12 protein-coding genes are annotated in these 13,723 nt (G+C 66.9%); all 12 read right to left on the bottom strand.

Annotated elements, in window-relative coordinates; all coding sequences use genetic code 11:
* Positions 1-5 precede the first annotated feature (5 nt).
* The 12 genes from murB to ACODTA_RS12865 are packed head-to-tail and all read right to left on the bottom strand — an operon-like array spanning position 6 to position 13,614.
* On the bottom strand, positions 6-905 hold the full coding sequence (murB, locus tag ACODTA_RS12920; RefSeq protein WP_489066317.1) for a UDP-N-acetylmuramate dehydrogenase: 900 nt from the start codon (positions 903-905) through the stop codon (positions 6-8).
* On the bottom strand, positions 902-2,332 hold the full coding sequence (gene murC, locus ACODTA_RS12915) for a UDP-N-acetylmuramate--L-alanine ligase (protein WP_489066316.1): 1,431 nt from the start codon (positions 2,330-2,332) through the stop codon (positions 902-904). The genes murB and murC overlap by 4 nt, the downstream gene beginning before the upstream one ends.
* Entirely contained in the window at positions 2,329-3,495 is a 1,167-nt protein-coding gene (gene murG / locus ACODTA_RS12910) for an undecaprenyldiphospho-muramoylpentapeptide beta-N-acetylglucosaminyltransferase (RefSeq protein ID WP_489066315.1), read from the bottom strand. The genes murC and murG overlap by 4 nt, the downstream gene beginning before the upstream one ends.
* Positions 3,492-4,691, bottom strand: coding sequence for an FtsW/RodA/SpoVE family cell cycle protein (locus ACODTA_RS12905; protein WP_489066314.1), 1,200 nt, complete (start codon positions 4,689-4,691; stop codon positions 3,492-3,494). Before ACODTA_RS12905 ends, murG begins: the two co-directional genes overlap by 4 nt.
* A gap of 20 nt (positions 4,692-4,711) precedes the next feature.
* The gene (gene murD / locus ACODTA_RS12900) at positions 4,712-5,989 is read right to left on the bottom strand and encodes a UDP-N-acetylmuramoyl-L-alanine--D-glutamate ligase (protein ID WP_489066313.1); all 1,278 of its coding nucleotides are present in this window, start codon (positions 5,987-5,989) and stop codon (positions 4,712-4,714) included.
* A complete protein-coding gene (gene mraY, locus ACODTA_RS12895) occupies positions 5,986-7,056 on the bottom strand; it encodes a phospho-N-acetylmuramoyl-pentapeptide-transferase (protein WP_489066312.1) in 1,071 nt (356 codons plus the stop codon). The genes murD and mraY overlap by 4 nt, the downstream gene beginning before the upstream one ends.
* A complete protein-coding gene (locus tag ACODTA_RS12890; protein ID WP_489066311.1) occupies positions 7,056-8,432 on the bottom strand; it encodes a UDP-N-acetylmuramoyl-tripeptide--D-alanyl-D-alanine ligase in 1,377 nt (458 codons plus the stop codon). The genes mraY and ACODTA_RS12890 overlap by 1 nt, the downstream gene beginning before the upstream one ends.
* Positions 8,429-9,844 (bottom strand): UDP-N-acetylmuramoyl-L-alanyl-D-glutamate--2,6-diaminopimelate ligase, encoded by a 1,416-nt coding sequence (locus tag ACODTA_RS12885; RefSeq protein ID WP_489066762.1) that lies wholly within the window; start codon positions 9,842-9,844, stop codon positions 8,429-8,431. Before ACODTA_RS12885 ends, ACODTA_RS12890 begins: the two co-directional genes overlap by 4 nt.
* Positions 9,844-11,541 (bottom strand): peptidoglycan D,D-transpeptidase FtsI family protein, encoded by a 1,698-nt coding sequence (locus ACODTA_RS12880; protein WP_489066310.1) that lies wholly within the window; start codon positions 11,539-11,541, stop codon positions 9,844-9,846. Before ACODTA_RS12880 ends, ACODTA_RS12885 begins: the two co-directional genes overlap by 1 nt.
* Positions 11,538-12,173, bottom strand: coding sequence for a colicin transporter (locus ACODTA_RS12875; protein ID WP_489066309.1), 636 nt, complete (start codon positions 12,171-12,173; stop codon positions 11,538-11,540). The genes ACODTA_RS12880 and ACODTA_RS12875 overlap by 4 nt, the downstream gene beginning before the upstream one ends.
* The gene (gene rsmH, locus ACODTA_RS12870) at positions 12,170-13,135 is read right to left on the bottom strand and encodes a 16S rRNA (cytosine(1402)-N(4))-methyltransferase RsmH (RefSeq protein WP_489066308.1); all 966 of its coding nucleotides are present in this window, start codon (positions 13,133-13,135) and stop codon (positions 12,170-12,172) included. The genes ACODTA_RS12875 and rsmH overlap by 4 nt, the downstream gene beginning before the upstream one ends.
* Positions 13,132-13,614 carry a division/cell wall cluster transcriptional repressor MraZ gene (locus ACODTA_RS12865; RefSeq protein ID WP_489066307.1) on the bottom strand — a complete coding sequence of 161 codons (483 nt, stop codon included), beginning with the start codon at positions 13,612-13,614 and terminating at the stop codon, positions 13,132-13,134. The genes rsmH and ACODTA_RS12865 overlap by 4 nt, the downstream gene beginning before the upstream one ends.
* Positions 13,615-13,723: the final 109 nt, after the last annotated feature.

Raw genomic sequence — 13,723 nt, 5'->3', positions numbered from 1 at the left:
CTCGCTCACTTGGTCACTCCGATACGCTGAATTTCCCATTCGAGCGTCACGCCCGATTGCGCCTTCACCCGGCGCCGCACTTCCTCGCCCAGTTTCTCGATTTCGGCCGATGTCGCCGAACCGAGATTGAGGAGGAAATTGCAATGCTTCTCCGACACCTGCGCGTCACCGATCCGGAGACCGCGACAGCCCGCGGCGTCGATCAGCGCCCAGGCCTTGTGCCCGTCCGGATTCTTGAAGGTCGATCCGCCGGTCCGCGAACGCAAAGGCTGCGAGGCTTCGCGCTCGGCGGCGATGCGGTCCATCTCGGCCTGGATCGCGGCGGAATCCTCGGCATGGCCGCGGAAAGTGGCGCCGACGACGATGCAGCCGGCCGGCAATTCGCTGTGACGGTAGGTATAGCCGAGTTCGGCGAGCCCCAAGGTTTTGCGTTCGCCAGAACGCAATACGACCTGGCAATCGACCAGCACGTCCTTGACCTCGCGGCCATAGGCGCCGCCGTTCATGCGGACGAACCCACCCACCGTGCCCGGAATCGAGCGCAGGAATTCAAGGCCGCCGATGCCCGCGTCGCGCGCGGTGGAAGAAACCAGGATGCCGCTCGCCCCGCCGCCGCACGAAAGGGTGTCGGCATCGACGCGCTCGACCTTTGCGAACGACTTGCCCAGGCGGACGACCACGCCGGGCACGCCGCCGTCACGGACAATCATGTTCGATCCGAGCCCAAGCCCCATGACCGGCACCGAGGGATCGAGTTCCGCGAGGAAATCGCCCAGATCCTCGACATCCTTGGGCTCGAACAGCCATTCCGCCACGCCGCCCGCCTTGAACCAGACGAGGGGCGCGAGCGGCGCCTGCGGCGTCAGCTTGCCGCGAACACGGGGGATGGTGTCGAGCGCGCTCATGCGGTCACACCTTCCCGTGCGGCCGTGACGCCGTCGGCAAGGCCGGCGGCCCATTTGGTGATGTCGCCCGCGCCCAGGCACACGACCATGTCGCCGGGCTGGATCTCCTTCGCCAGCGCCTCGGCCAGCGCCGGCGCGCTCGCGATCTCGTTCGCCGCGCGATGCCCGCGCTGGCGCAACCCCGCGACCAGCGCTGCGGAGTCGACGCCTTCGACCGGCGCCTCACCGGCCGCATAGACGGGAGTCACATAGACGATATCGGCGTCGTTGAACGCCTGCTGGAACTCGTCCATCAGATTGCCGAGCCGCGAATAGCGATGCGGCTGGACGACCGCGATCACCCGGCCCTTCACGCCTTCGCGCGCGGCCGCGAGCACCGCGCGGATCTCGACCGGATGATGGCCGTAATCGTCGATCACCGTCACCGAACCACCGTCGAGCGCGACTTCGCCGACCTTGGTGAAGCGGCGCTTGACGCCGCCGAAGCGCGCGAAGCCCTGCTGGATCGTCGCATCGTCGATGCCCATTTCGAGCCCGACGCCGATCGCGGCCAGCGCGTTCTGGACATTGTGGCGCCCCGGCATCGGCAGTTCGACGCCCTCGATCCGGCGCAACGATCCGTCGCGGTTGCGGATGACGACATCGAAGCGATTGCCGCCGGGCACCGGCGTCACCAGTTCGCCGCGCACATCGGCCTGGGCGGAGAAACCATAGGTCACCACGCGCCGATCGCGAATGCGCGGCAGGATCGCCTGCACTTCCGGATGATCGAGGCAAAGCAGCGCCGCGCCGTAGAAGGGCACATTCTCGACAAATTCGATGAAGGCGGATTTCACCGCGTCGAACGAACCATAATGGTCGAGATGCTCGGGATCGATATTGGTGACGACCGCGATCGTGCCGTCGAGGCGCAGGAAGCTGCCGTCGCTCTCGTCGGCCTCCACCACCATCCATTCGCTCGCACCCAGCCGGGCGTTGGACCCATAGCTGTTGATGATGCCGCCGTTGATCACCGTCGGATCGATCCCGCCGGCGTCGAGCACGGCAGCGATCATCGAGGTCGTCGTGGTCTTGCCGTGCGTTCCGGCGACCGCGACCGTCGATTTCAGCCGCATCAGCTCCGCAAGCATTTCAGCGCGGCGCACGACGGGAATGCGCAACTCATAGGCGCGCTCGACTTCGGGATTGCCACGCTTGATCGCGGTCGAGGTGACGATGACTGCCGCCCCTTCGACATTCTCCGCCTGCTGGCCGATCATCACCTTGATGCCGCGCGAACGGAGCCTTTCGATCACATAGCTTTCGGCCATGTCGGAGCCCTGCACCGAATAGCCCATATTGTGCATCACCTCGGCGATGCCGGACATGCCGATCCCGCCGATGCCGATGAAATGGATGATCCCGATATCGGTGTTGACGCCTTTCATGCGAGCGCGCCCTCTCCGTTCGGAACGGCGGCGCGGCTTGACGGCGCTGGAACCAGGGTCTGCACCGGCGCGGCGCCAAGCCCTTCGAGCAGATCTGCGAGGTCGCTCGTCGCGTTGGGCCGGCCGCACTGCCACATGCGCCGCGCCGCATTGGCGAGCGATCCGGGCTCAAGCGCCAGTTTCTGCATCTGCTTGGCGAGTTCGACGGCGGTGAAGAGATGTTGCGGGATCGAACGCGCGCCGCCCGCCGCGACCGCCTCCGCGACATTATAGGTCTGATGGTCGTCGGTCGCCGACGGCAGCGGCACCAGGATCGCGGGCCGGCCAGCCACGGTCAGTTCGGCGACGGTGGACGCACCGGCACGTGCGATCACCAGATGCGACCAGCCAAGCCGCTCGGGCAGATCGGGCAGATAGGTGGCGAGATCGGCGGGAATGCCGAAATCGGCGTAGATGGCGCGGACCCGGTCGATATCCTCGGCCCGGCATTGCTGCGTCACCTGCATGCGCCGCCGGAAGTTGAGCGGCAACAGGCCGAGCGCGTCAGGCACGACGGAGGACAGGATCGTCGCGCCCTGGCTGCCCCCGGTCACGAGCAGGCGGAAAATGCCGTCCTCCTCCAATGCCGGGAAAGGCTCGCTGCGCAGCGCCATCACCTCGTCGCGCACGGGATTGCCCACCAGATGCACCTTCCCGGCATGGCGCGCGGCGAGCCGCTTCACATCCGGATAGGCGGTGGCGATCGCGTCGACGCGGCCGGCAAGCAGCCGGTTGACGCGGCCGAGCACCGCATTCTGCTCGTGAACCGCCGTGGGGATGCCGGCCTTGAGCGCGCCAAGCAGGGCGGGCAGCGCCGGATAACCGCCAAAGCCGATCACCGCGGTCGGCTCGAACGTCTCATAGAGCCGTATGGCCATCGCGCGGCCGGCCATGATCGCGCGCGCGGCCGCCCACAGGGCAGCGGGGCTCTTGCTGATCCGCCCGGCGGGCAGCACATGCGTTTGCACGCCATCGAACAGGCCGGGGATCTTCGCACCGCGATCATCGGTGACCAGTGCGACGCGGTGCCCGCGCTTCATCAGCTCGGCCGCCAGCGCATGCGCGGGAATCATATGGCCGCCGGTACCGCCGGCGGCGAGGACGAAGTGGCGCGTCACCGTCATTTGCCGCTCCATTTGAAGACATAGGGGGAGCGGACGAGATACGGATTCCGGCGCGTGAAGGCCAGCAACAGCCCGAAACCAAGCGACAGGGCGAGCATCGACGAACCGCCATAGCTGATGAACGGCAGGGTCATACCCTTGGACGGCGCGAGCTGCGTGTTGACCGCCATGTTGATCATCGCCTGCACGCCGAACTGGGTGGTGAGGCCGGCCGCGGCGAGAAGCTGGAACTGATCCTCCTCATCGAGCAGCTTCACGAAAACACGCACGACGATGGCGACGTAGAGCAGCACGATGCCGAGGCACGCGATCAGGCCGAACTCCTCGCCGATCACGGAGAAGATATAATCGGTATGCGCCTCGGGCAGGCGGAACTTCATCTCGCCCCCACCCGGCCCGGTGCCGAGCAGACCGCCTGCCGTGAGCGTGGCATGCGCCATGTCGGTCTGGTACGTATCGCCGGTCTGGAAGATGAAGTCGTTGATGCGGCGCGTGGCGGTATCGTAAAACAGATAGGCGCCGATCACGCCGGCCACGCCCGCGCCGAACAGCCAGCCCATGATGCGCAGGCTGACGCCCGACAGCAGCAGCAGCGCCAGCCATACCGTGCCGAAAATGACGGTCTGGCCAAAATCGGGCTGCTTCATCAGCAGCACCGCGATCACGCCCATCAGCAGCGCCGACAGCGGCACCACCGGCAAGGTGCGATCCTGTACCTTCAGCGACAACAGCCAGGCCATACCGACCGTGAAGCACGGTTTCAGGAATTCGGAGGGCTGAAACTTGGCGAAGCCCGAACCGATCCAACGCTTGGCGCCGTTGACCTCGCTACCCAGGATCGGAACCAGCGCGAGGCAGAACAGGAATATGCAGGCCAACAGCAGCGCCATGCGTCGCGCGCGTTCCTTGGGCATGGTCGAGATGACGAGCATCACCGGAACGCTCAGCACCACCCAGACGAGCTGGCGATAGAGATAGTGATACTGGTCGAAGCGCACCGTCCCTTCCGAATAACGTTCGGCGGCAGCGGGCGAGGCGGCGGCAACCGCTATGATGCCGATCGAGATCAGAAGCGTGACGAGCAGCAGCAGGACGCGGTCGATCTCCCAGAACCACAGGCCAAGCTGCGGGTGCTTGTCGCGCGTGTTCTGGCGCGACACCACCGCCTTGCTGCGGGGAACGACAGGTCCGGTCATGGGTCCGGGGATCGTGGCCATCAGGCGAGTGCCTCCACCGCGACGCGAAAAGCTTCGCCCCGCGCTTCATAATCCGTGAATTGATCGAAGCTGGCGCAGGCCGGCGACAGCAGCACGGCCTCGCCCGGTCGCGCCGCATCGGCCGCCCGCGCCACCGCAGTACGCAGATCGCCGCAGATGCTGACGGGCATGTGCGCGCGCAGCAGATCGGCGAACATCTCAGCCGACTCGCCGATGGTGTAGGCCGCGCGGACATGGCCGAAATGCGGCGCGCAGGCATCGAGCTCGTTGGTCTTGGCGCGCCCGCCCAGGATCCAGTGGATCGCCGGATAGGCCGCGAGCGCCGGCGCGGTCGAGGTCGGGTTGGTCGCCTTGCTGTCGTTGACGAACAGCACGCCGTTGCGTGTCGCCACGCGCTCCATGCGGTGCGGCAGGCCAGGATAGCTGCCGAGCGCCGCCGCGATCGCATCCTCGCCGATGCCGAGCGCCCGTGCAACGGCAATCGCGACCGCCGCATTCTGTGCATTGTGCGGCCCCTGCAGCGTCGGCCAGCCGCTCTGATCGCCGGCGTCGGCGCCCGCGACACGCAACAGACGATGATTAACGCGCGACGCAATCACTCGGCTGGGATCGTCCTCGGTCGCGATCACCGCGACGTGATCGGACGATTGCAGCGCGAACAGCCGCTCCTTCGACGCCGCATATCCTTCGAACCCGTCATAACGGTCGAGATGGTCGGGGGTGATGTTGAGCAACACCGCGACATCGCAGTCGAGCGAATGGGTCAGGTCGATCTGATAGCTCGACAGTTCCAGCACATAGACGCCGCCCGCCGTCAGTGGATCCTGGCCCAGGATCGGCAGGCCGATATTGCCGCCCATCGTCGTCGGCAGGCCGGCGGTCCTGACGATATGGTGGATCAGCGCGGTGGTGGTCGATTTGCCGTTGGTGCCGGTGATGCCCACCACCTTGTGCGCTGGCAGACCAGCGCGCGCCTGCGCGAACAATTCGATATCGCCGATCACCGGGACACCCGCGTCCCGCGCCCTTTGCGCGATCGGATGACGGTTGAGCGGCACGCCGGGCGACACCACCACGCCATCGAAACCCGCAAGATCGATCGCCAGCGGATCGGCGATCGCGACCGAGGCGTGGAGCGCGGCGCGCGCTTCGGCACGCTCGTCCCACGCAGTCACATGCGCGCCGCTCGCGACGAGAGCGCCGACCGTCGCCAGCCCCGAGCGGGCAAGGCCCAGCACCGCATAGCGTTTGCCGGCAAAGGCGCGCGAGACAATCACCGCAGCTTCAGCGTCGACAGGCCGGCGAGCGCCAGCACGATGGACACGATCCAGAAGCGGATGACGACCGTGGGCTCGGACCATCCCATCTGTTCGAAATGATGATGGATCGGCGCCATCTTGAACACACGCCTGCCGGTGCGCTTGTAGAAGAACACCTGGATGATCACCGACAGCGCCTCGACGACGAACAGGCCGCCGATGATGCCCAGCACGATTTCGTGATGCGCGGTGACGGCGATCGCACCGAGCGCGCCGCCCAGCGCCAGGCTGCCGGTATCGCCCATGAACACCGCCGCCGGCGGCGCGTTGAACCACAGGAACGCAAGCCCGCCGCCGATGATCGCGCCGCACAATATCGTCAGGTCGCCCGCGCCCGGAATGTGCGGGATGCCTAGATAGCCCGCATATTTGGCGTTGCCGACCAGATAGGCGATCAGCAGGAAGGCCAGGCTGGCGATGATCACCGGGAAGGTGGCGAGGCCGTCGAGCCCGTCGGTCAGGTTCACGGCATTGCCGAACGCGACGATCGTGAAGGCGGCGAAGATTATGTAGAACCAGCCGAGATCAAGCGGCGGATAGTTGAGGAAGGGCACATAGAGATGCGTGCCCGACTGGCTGAGGATCATCCAGCTCGCGATGCCCGCGATCAGGAACTCCGCCATCAGCCGCGTCCGGCCCGAAACCCCCTTGTGGCTGGCCTTCCGGACCTTGTCGTAATCGTCGAGGAACCCGATCGCACCGAAACCCAGGGTGACGAACAGGCATGCCCAGACATACATGTTGCGGATATCCATCCACAGCAGCAGCGACAGCGACACCGCGGTCAGGATCATCAGCCCGCCCATGGTGGGCGTGCCGCGCTTGGCGAGATGGGTCTGCGGACCGTCGGTGCGGATCGGCTGCCCCTTGCCCTGGCGCACGCGCAACCAGCCGATGAAGCGCGGCCCGATGATCAGGCCGATGAACAAGGCGGTCGCGATCGCCCCGCCGGTGCGGAACGACAGATAACGGATCAGGTTCAGTATGCCCGGAAAGCCAAGCTGTTCGGCAAGTAGATAAAGCATCAGTTCGTCCCGCCCGCCAGCGCGTCGACGACGCGGGCGAGTCCGATTGAGTTCGACCCCTTGATGAGGACCGCGTCTCCGGGCTGAAGCATTTCCGACAGGGCTTCGAGTGCCGTCGCGGCGTCGGGCACATGCGCGAAATCGACGCTGCCCTCAAGCCTTGTCGCCAGTGCCGCCATCTCCGGACCGACGAGCAGTGCGAAATCGACGTTGGCTTCCTCGATCGGCGCCGCGATTTCGGCGTGGAAGCGATCGCTCGCCTCGCCCAGCTCACGCATGGCGCCGAGCACGACCAGCCGGCGATCCGCCGATTCACGGCCGAGCTGGCGGATCGTCGCCACCATCGATGCCGGATTGGCGTTGTAGCTTTCGTCGATCAGCAGCGCGCTGCCGCCGTCGATGGCGATGCGGTGCCGCGCGCCGCGCCCCTTGAGACCCGGCATCTCGGCGAGCGCCAGCCCGGCAGCGGCCAGATCGCCTCCAACCACCTCGACCGCGGCGATCACCGCCATCGCGTTCGACACCCAGTGCATGCCCGGCTGCGAAATGGTGAAGCCCAGTTCGCCACCGGGCAGATGCGCCGTCACCAGCGTGCCGCCATTGGTGGCCGGCACCGCCTCGACCGCGCGGACATCGGCGCCCTCGCCCAGGCCGAAGGTCAGGATGGTGCCGGCATAAGGCCGGGCGGCGGCGATCAGCCGGTCGCGATAGGGGCTGTCGAACGGCACGATCGCGATGCCGCCGGGCTCCAGTCCCTGGAAGATCTCGCCCTTGGCGTCGGCGATCGCCTCGACGCTGGCGAAGAAGGCCTGATGCGCGGGCGCGATCGCGGTGACGATCGCGACGTGCGGGCGCACCATCCGCGTCAGCGCGGCCAGTTCGCCGGCATGGTTCATGCCCATCTCGAACACCCCGAACCGGGTATCGGCAGGCATGCGCGACAGGCTGAGCGGCACGCCGGTGTGATTATTGTAGCTCTTGACCGAGCGATGGACACGGCCGGGCGCCGACCGTTCGAGCGCCAGCGCCAGCGCTTCCTTGGTTCCGGTCTTGCCGACCGATCCGGTGACGCCGACGATGCGCGCCGCCGTCCGCGCGCGCGCGGCGGTTCCCAGCGCTTCCAGCGCCGCCATGGTATCGACGGCCAGGATATGCGGATGATCCACGGCCTGGCTGGTGATCGCGCCGGTCGCGCCGCTGGCGAATGCCTGATCGACGAAGCGATGGCCATCGGTCGCCTCGCCTTTCATCGCCACGAACAAATCGCCGGGGCCGATCTCACGCGAATCGAACGCGACGCCGCCCACCGCGAACTCGGCGGAAGCAGCGCCCGCGACCGCGGCCGCGATCTCGGCGGAGGTCCAGAGCGCCGTCATGCCGCACACTCGCGCGCGACGGTCACATCGTCGAAGGGCAGCACCAGATCACCAACGATCTGGCCCTGTTCATGCCCCTTGCCGGTCAGCAACACGATGTCGTCCGCGCCCGCCTCGGCGATCGCGGCGGCGATCGCTTCGCGCCGTCCGGCGACCTCGACCGCACCGGGCGCGCCAGCCATCACGTCACGCCTGATGGCGGCAGCGTCCTCGGTGCGGGGGTTATCGTCGGTGACGACAACATGGTCTGCGAGCCTCACTGCGGCGGCGCCCATTTCGGGTCGCTTGCCCCTGTCACGATCACCACCGGCACCGATCAGAATGATGATCCGGCCCTTGGCATGGGGGCGAAGCGCCGCGATCGCAGCCTCGATCGCATCGGGCGTATGTGCATAATCGACATAGACGGGCGCGCCCGCCCTGGTGACCACCGCACGCTCCAGCCGGCCGCGCACCGGCTGCACGCGCGCCAGATTGGCGAGCACCGTCGCCAGCGGCCCGCCGGTCGCCAGCGCCAGGCCAGCAGCGGTGAGCGCGTTCGCCGCCTGATAGGCGCCGATGAGCGGCAGGTTCACCTTGTGCGTGCCACCCTCCGCTTCGATCGTCAGCGATTGTCCATACTGGGTGGGGGAACGGGCGATCAGCCGAAGCGTATCGCCGCGTTCTCCCACACCCAGCACTCCGAGCCCCCGCTCGAGAGCCGTGCGAACCACTTTTTCCGAAACCGGATCGTCCATCCACACCACGGCCTTGCCGCCGGGCGCCACCACTTCGGCAAACAGCCGCAGCTTGGCGGCCAGATAGGAGTCCATGTCGCCGTGATAATCGAGATGATCGCGACTGAGATTGGTAAAGGCGGCCGCCTGCACCGCCAGGCCTTCGGTGCGATATTGCGACAGGCCATGGCTCGACGCCTCGAAGGCGAGGTGCGTCACGCCCTCGCGCTCCAGCCCCGCCACATTGGACAGGAAAGTGACGATATCGGGCGTGGTCAAGCCGGTCTTGGCCTGGTCGCCCGCCGTGGTCACGCCCAGCGTGCCGATCGACGCGGCGTTGAAACCGGCCATCCGCCAGAGCTGGCGCGTCAGTTCGACCGTGGAGGTCTTTCCATTGGTGCCGGTGACCGCCACGACGGTCTCCGGATAGGGCGCGAAGAACTTCGCCGCCAGCCGCGCGAACGCCTCGCGCGGTTCGGTCGCCGCGATGTGGACCGCACCCTCCACCGTAACCTCGGGCCGGGCGACGATGGCGACCGCACCACCGGCGATCGCCTGGGCGATGAAATCCTCACCGTTGAAGCGCGCGCCGGCGAATGCACCGAAAACGGTGCCCGGCGCGACCTTGCGGTGGTCGATGGCAAAGCCCGTCACCTGTGCGGACTCGCTGCCCCCGGTGAGCGCGCTCAATCGCATCATTCCTCGCCCTTCGCCTTCCAGATGAGCGGGGTCAGATCGGACACATCCACATCCTTCTTCTCGTCAGGGATGACGCCCAGCATCGGACCGGTGCGCGCGATCACCTTCGACACCACCGGCGCCGCAGTCCAGGCGGCGGTGGTCAGGCCGAAGGTTTCGGCCGTGCCCTTGGGCGCGTCCAGCATCGCGATGACGACGTAGCGCGGCCTGTCCATGGGGAAAGCGGCGGCGAAGGTCGAGACGTTGACGCGCTTCGAATAGCCGCCGACGCCGGGCTTCTCGGCGGTGCCGGTCTTGCCGCCGACGCGGAAACCGACCGCGTCGCCCTTGCGGCCGGTGCCGTCCATCACGACCATCCGCAGTAGCTGGCGCATGCGCGCGCTGGTGCTCTCGGTGAAGACGCGGCGGCCCTTCGGAACATGGTCCTTGTCGAGCTTGAGCACCGTGGCGGGGCGCAGCATCCCGCCATTGACGAGCGCGGCATAGGCGCTCGCCAGGTGCAGCGGCGTCACCGCGATGCCATGGCCGTAGGCGGTGGTGAGCGTCGTCGCGCGGCCCCAGTTGCGCGGATAGAGCGGGAAGCCCTTTTCACGCAGATCGATCGCGGGCGCCGCCGCGAAACCGAGCTTGTGGAACAGATCTTCCATCCGTGCCTGACCCATTTCGTCGGCGATGCGCGCGGTGACGATGTTGGAGCTGTGGATCAGGGTTTCGGGCACGTTGAGCCAGCGCCCCGAGGGGTGATCGTCCTTGATGCGGAAGCGGCCGATCGCGACGGGCGCTGTCGCATCGTAGCGCTTGGCCATCGAATTGACGACGCCGCCGTCGATCGCCTGGGCGATGGTCAGCGGCTTGAAGGTGGAACCGAGTTCATAGACGCTCTGCGTCACATTGTTGCGGCGCGCTTCGTCCGGCGAATTGCCGAACTTGTTCGGATTGAACACCGGCAGCGACGCCAGCGCGAGCACCTCACCGGTGTCGACGTCGAGCACGAGCCCGGTCGCGCCCAGGGCGCTGTGCCGCGTCATCGCGGCATAAAGCTCGCTTTCCATCGCCGCCTGGACGCGGCTGTCGATCGACAGCATCGCGGGCGCACCGCGCGTGGCGGGATCGGTCAGAACCTTGTCCAGCACCTTTTCCATGCCGATCACGCCGTGACCGTCAAAATCGGTATAGCCGAGCACATGCGCGGCGAGCGTGGTCTGCGGATAAAGGCGCTCGGGCTCGCGCGCGAACGCCATCGCCGGCTCGCCCAGTGCGTTCACCGCCGAAACCAGTTCGGGCAGCGCGCGACGGCGCAGATAGGTGAAGCTCTTGCCCGATCGCAGGATCGCGAGATATTCGGCCTCTGACTTTTCAGGCATCAACCGCGCGAGTTGCGGCGCCAGATCCTCAGGATCGCCGAGCAGTCGATCTGGATGGACGCCCACCGACCAGGCATCGATGGTACGCGCCAGCGGCACGCCGTTGCGATCGACGATATCCCCGCGCGCGGGGACGAAGGTGGAGCCGATATAGCCACGGCGCGGCGGATCACCGAACGCGCCGAGCCAGAGCAGCCGGCCGCCGATCAGCATGCCGACACCCAGGAACATCAGCAGCAGCATCATCAACCGCAGATAGGCGGTCGATAGCCATTGATGGCGGGTACCGGTATCGCGAACGCGGTGCGGGCGCGCGATCAGCGTCGTCATCGCCGCCCCCCGCTTTCAGCCCTGGCGCGGCTGGCCAGCTCGCCGATCAGTCCGTCGTCGAGCAGCTTGGCCTCGAGCAGGTCTATCGGCTTCTTCGCTTCCTTGCGCTTCGGTTCGGGCTTGGCGACCGGCTTGGCCACGGCGACGAGCACAGGCTGCGGCTTGCGCGCCTCCTCTGCCAGCACCCGGCGCTCGGTGGCGGCGGCGGGCCGCTCGACCGCATCGCTCACGACCGGGGCTACCGGCTTCGCCGTGTCTGGGGCGGGAATCGATGCGGCAGGCGTCGTCGTCATCGCCATCAGCACCGCGCTGGGCGCATAGCGCGGCCCCGGCACGATGCCCGACCGATCGAGCGTCGCCAGCGCACGCTCGTTGCCGACGAACTGGTCGGCATCGGGCGTGGTCAGCGCCAGCACCTCACCGTTCCAGCGTTCGAGCTGGCGCAGGCTGGCGCGGGTGCCCAGCTCGGTCTGGAGCTGGCGGATATCCTTGCGGGCGGACAGGATCTGGCGATCGACCTTTTCCAGATCGGTCCGTTCGGACGCGACCTGAGAGGTGATCATGTACAGCCCCATCACCGCGCAGGTGCATGCCGCGAGCCGCTGGAAGGACTGGAAGCGCTTCGCGATCATGCCGCATCCTCCCGGGCCGGGGCCGCGGTGCGGCGCGCGACCCGCAACGTCGCCGAACGCGCGCGCGGATTGCGCGCAAGCTCCGCCTCGCCGGGGCGCACTGCCTTGCCCACCGCCTCGAAGCTGGGTTCAGGCCCCTTGACGGGGATGCCGGGCAGATGGCGCGAGCCCTGAGGCGCCGCACCGCTGCGATCGCGCAGGAAGCGCTTGACGATACGATCCTCCAGGCTGTGGAAGGTCACCACCGCGAGCCGTCCGCCGGGCTTGAGCGCGCGTTCGGCCGCTGCCAGCCCGTCCTCGAGCTCGCCGAGTTCGCGATTGAGATGGATACGGATCGCCTGAAAGGTGCGCGTCGCGGGATCCTTCTTGTCGTGCGGCTTGTAACCGGTGGCGCGGCGAACGATCTGCGCGAGTTCCCCGGTGCGCATGATCGGGCGCGCAGCGACGATGGCGCGGGCGATGCGTCGGGATTTGGGCTCTTCGCCAAGCGTGTAGATGATGTCGGCGATCTCGGCTTCGTCCGCGGTGTTGAGGAAATCGGCGGCGCTCTGGCCCGACTGCTCCATGCGCATGTCGAGCGGTCCGTCCGCCTGGAAGGAAAAGCCGCGCTCCGCGCGATCGAACTGCATTGAGGATACACCGATATCGAGCGCGACGCCGTCGACCGCCGATACGCCGCGTTCAGCCAGCGCGTCTGCCATGCGCGAGAAGCGCTCGGGCACCAGGATCAGCGCACCTTCGCTTTCGGAGACCAATTCCGCACCCTCGCGGACCGCATCGGGATCGCGATCGAACGCGAAGACCTGCGCACCGCGGGCGAGCATCGCGCGCGTGTAGCCACCGGCACCGAAGGTCCCGTCCACATGCGTCTCACCCGGCGTGATCGCCAGCGCATCGATCACTTCCTCGAGCAGGACAGGCACATGCGGGGCAGCCAATGGCCCATTGGCGGAGACGCTCATTTCGCCCCCCGCTGTTCGAGGAAGAACTCCAGCGCGATCTTCGCTTCCTCGGGCACGAGATCCGAGTCCATGGCGAGGGTCGGATTCCAGATCTCGATATAGTCGCCGACGCCGTAGAAATAGGCGAGATCCTCGAGCTTGCCGAGGCGGCGGACAAGCGGCGAGATGATGAAGCGGCCAGAGGTATCGAAAGGCACGGTCTCGATCGTGGCGAAGGCCTGGCGCGCCAGATATTCGCGCGTGACCGTGGGATCCTTGCGCTCGGCATAGTCGCGCTCGAGCGTTTCAGGGATGCGCTTGATATAAGGCTTGTCGAAACAGGTCAGGCAGGGCGCGTTTCGACTGCGAACCAGGCCGACCTCGGGGGCGCCGCCGCTGTTTTCGAGGATCAATCCGCGGAGCTGGGCAGGAATCGCGACTCGTCCTTTGGCGTCGATCGCGCTTAGCCCCCCTCCGACATAGATCTCCCTGTTCGTCACCGTCGGCTCGCCCTTGCACGCAGGCGAGCCTCTCCCGTCCGGAAAAGCAGCATCGCCGCTTCCGCCCATCATTGCTGCATGGGGAGACCCCGCCTGTACCCATTAGGTA

The organism is Sphingomonas sp. FG14, from assembly GCF_057809675.1.
The sequence above is the reverse complement of the archived record's forward strand: the minus strand, read 5'-3'. Positions and strand labels throughout refer to the sequence as shown.

Excerpts from the sequence above, each read along its gene's own strand:
- ACODTA_RS12885 (WP_489066762.1), bottom strand. The coding sequence starts at position 9,844 with ATGCGATTGAGCGCGCTCACCGGGGGCAGCGAGTCCGCACAGGTGACG.
- ACODTA_RS12875 (WP_489066309.1), bottom strand. The coding sequence starts at position 12,173 with ATGATCGCGAAGCGCTTCCAGTCCTTCCAGCGGCTCGCGGCATGCACC.
- murB (WP_489066317.1), bottom strand. The coding sequence starts at position 905 with ATGAGCGCGCTCGACACCATCCCCCGTGTTCGCGGCAAGCTGACGCCG.
- mraY (WP_489066312.1), bottom strand. The coding sequence starts at position 7,056 with ATGCTTTATCTACTTGCCGAACAGCTTGGCTTTCCGGGCATACTGAAC.
- ACODTA_RS12880 (WP_489066310.1), bottom strand. The coding sequence starts at position 11,541 with ATGACGACGCTGATCGCGCGCCCGCACCGCGTTCGCGATACCGGTACC.
- ACODTA_RS12905 (WP_489066314.1), bottom strand. The coding sequence starts at position 4,691 with ATGACCGGACCTGTCGTTCCCCGCAGCAAGGCGGTGGTGTCGCGCCAG.
- rsmH (WP_489066308.1), bottom strand. The coding sequence starts at position 13,135 with ATGAGCGTCTCCGCCAATGGGCCATTGGCTGCCCCGCATGTGCCTGTC.
- murC (WP_489066316.1), bottom strand. The coding sequence starts at position 2,332 with ATGAAAGGCGTCAACACCGATATCGGGATCATCCATTTCATCGGCATC.
- murG (WP_489066315.1), bottom strand. The coding sequence starts at position 3,495 with ATGACGGTGACGCGCCACTTCGTCCTCGCCGCCGGCGGTACCGGCGGC.
- ACODTA_RS12890 (WP_489066311.1), bottom strand. The coding sequence starts at position 8,432 with ATGACGGCGCTCTGGACCTCCGCCGAGATCGCGGCCGCGGTCGCGGGC.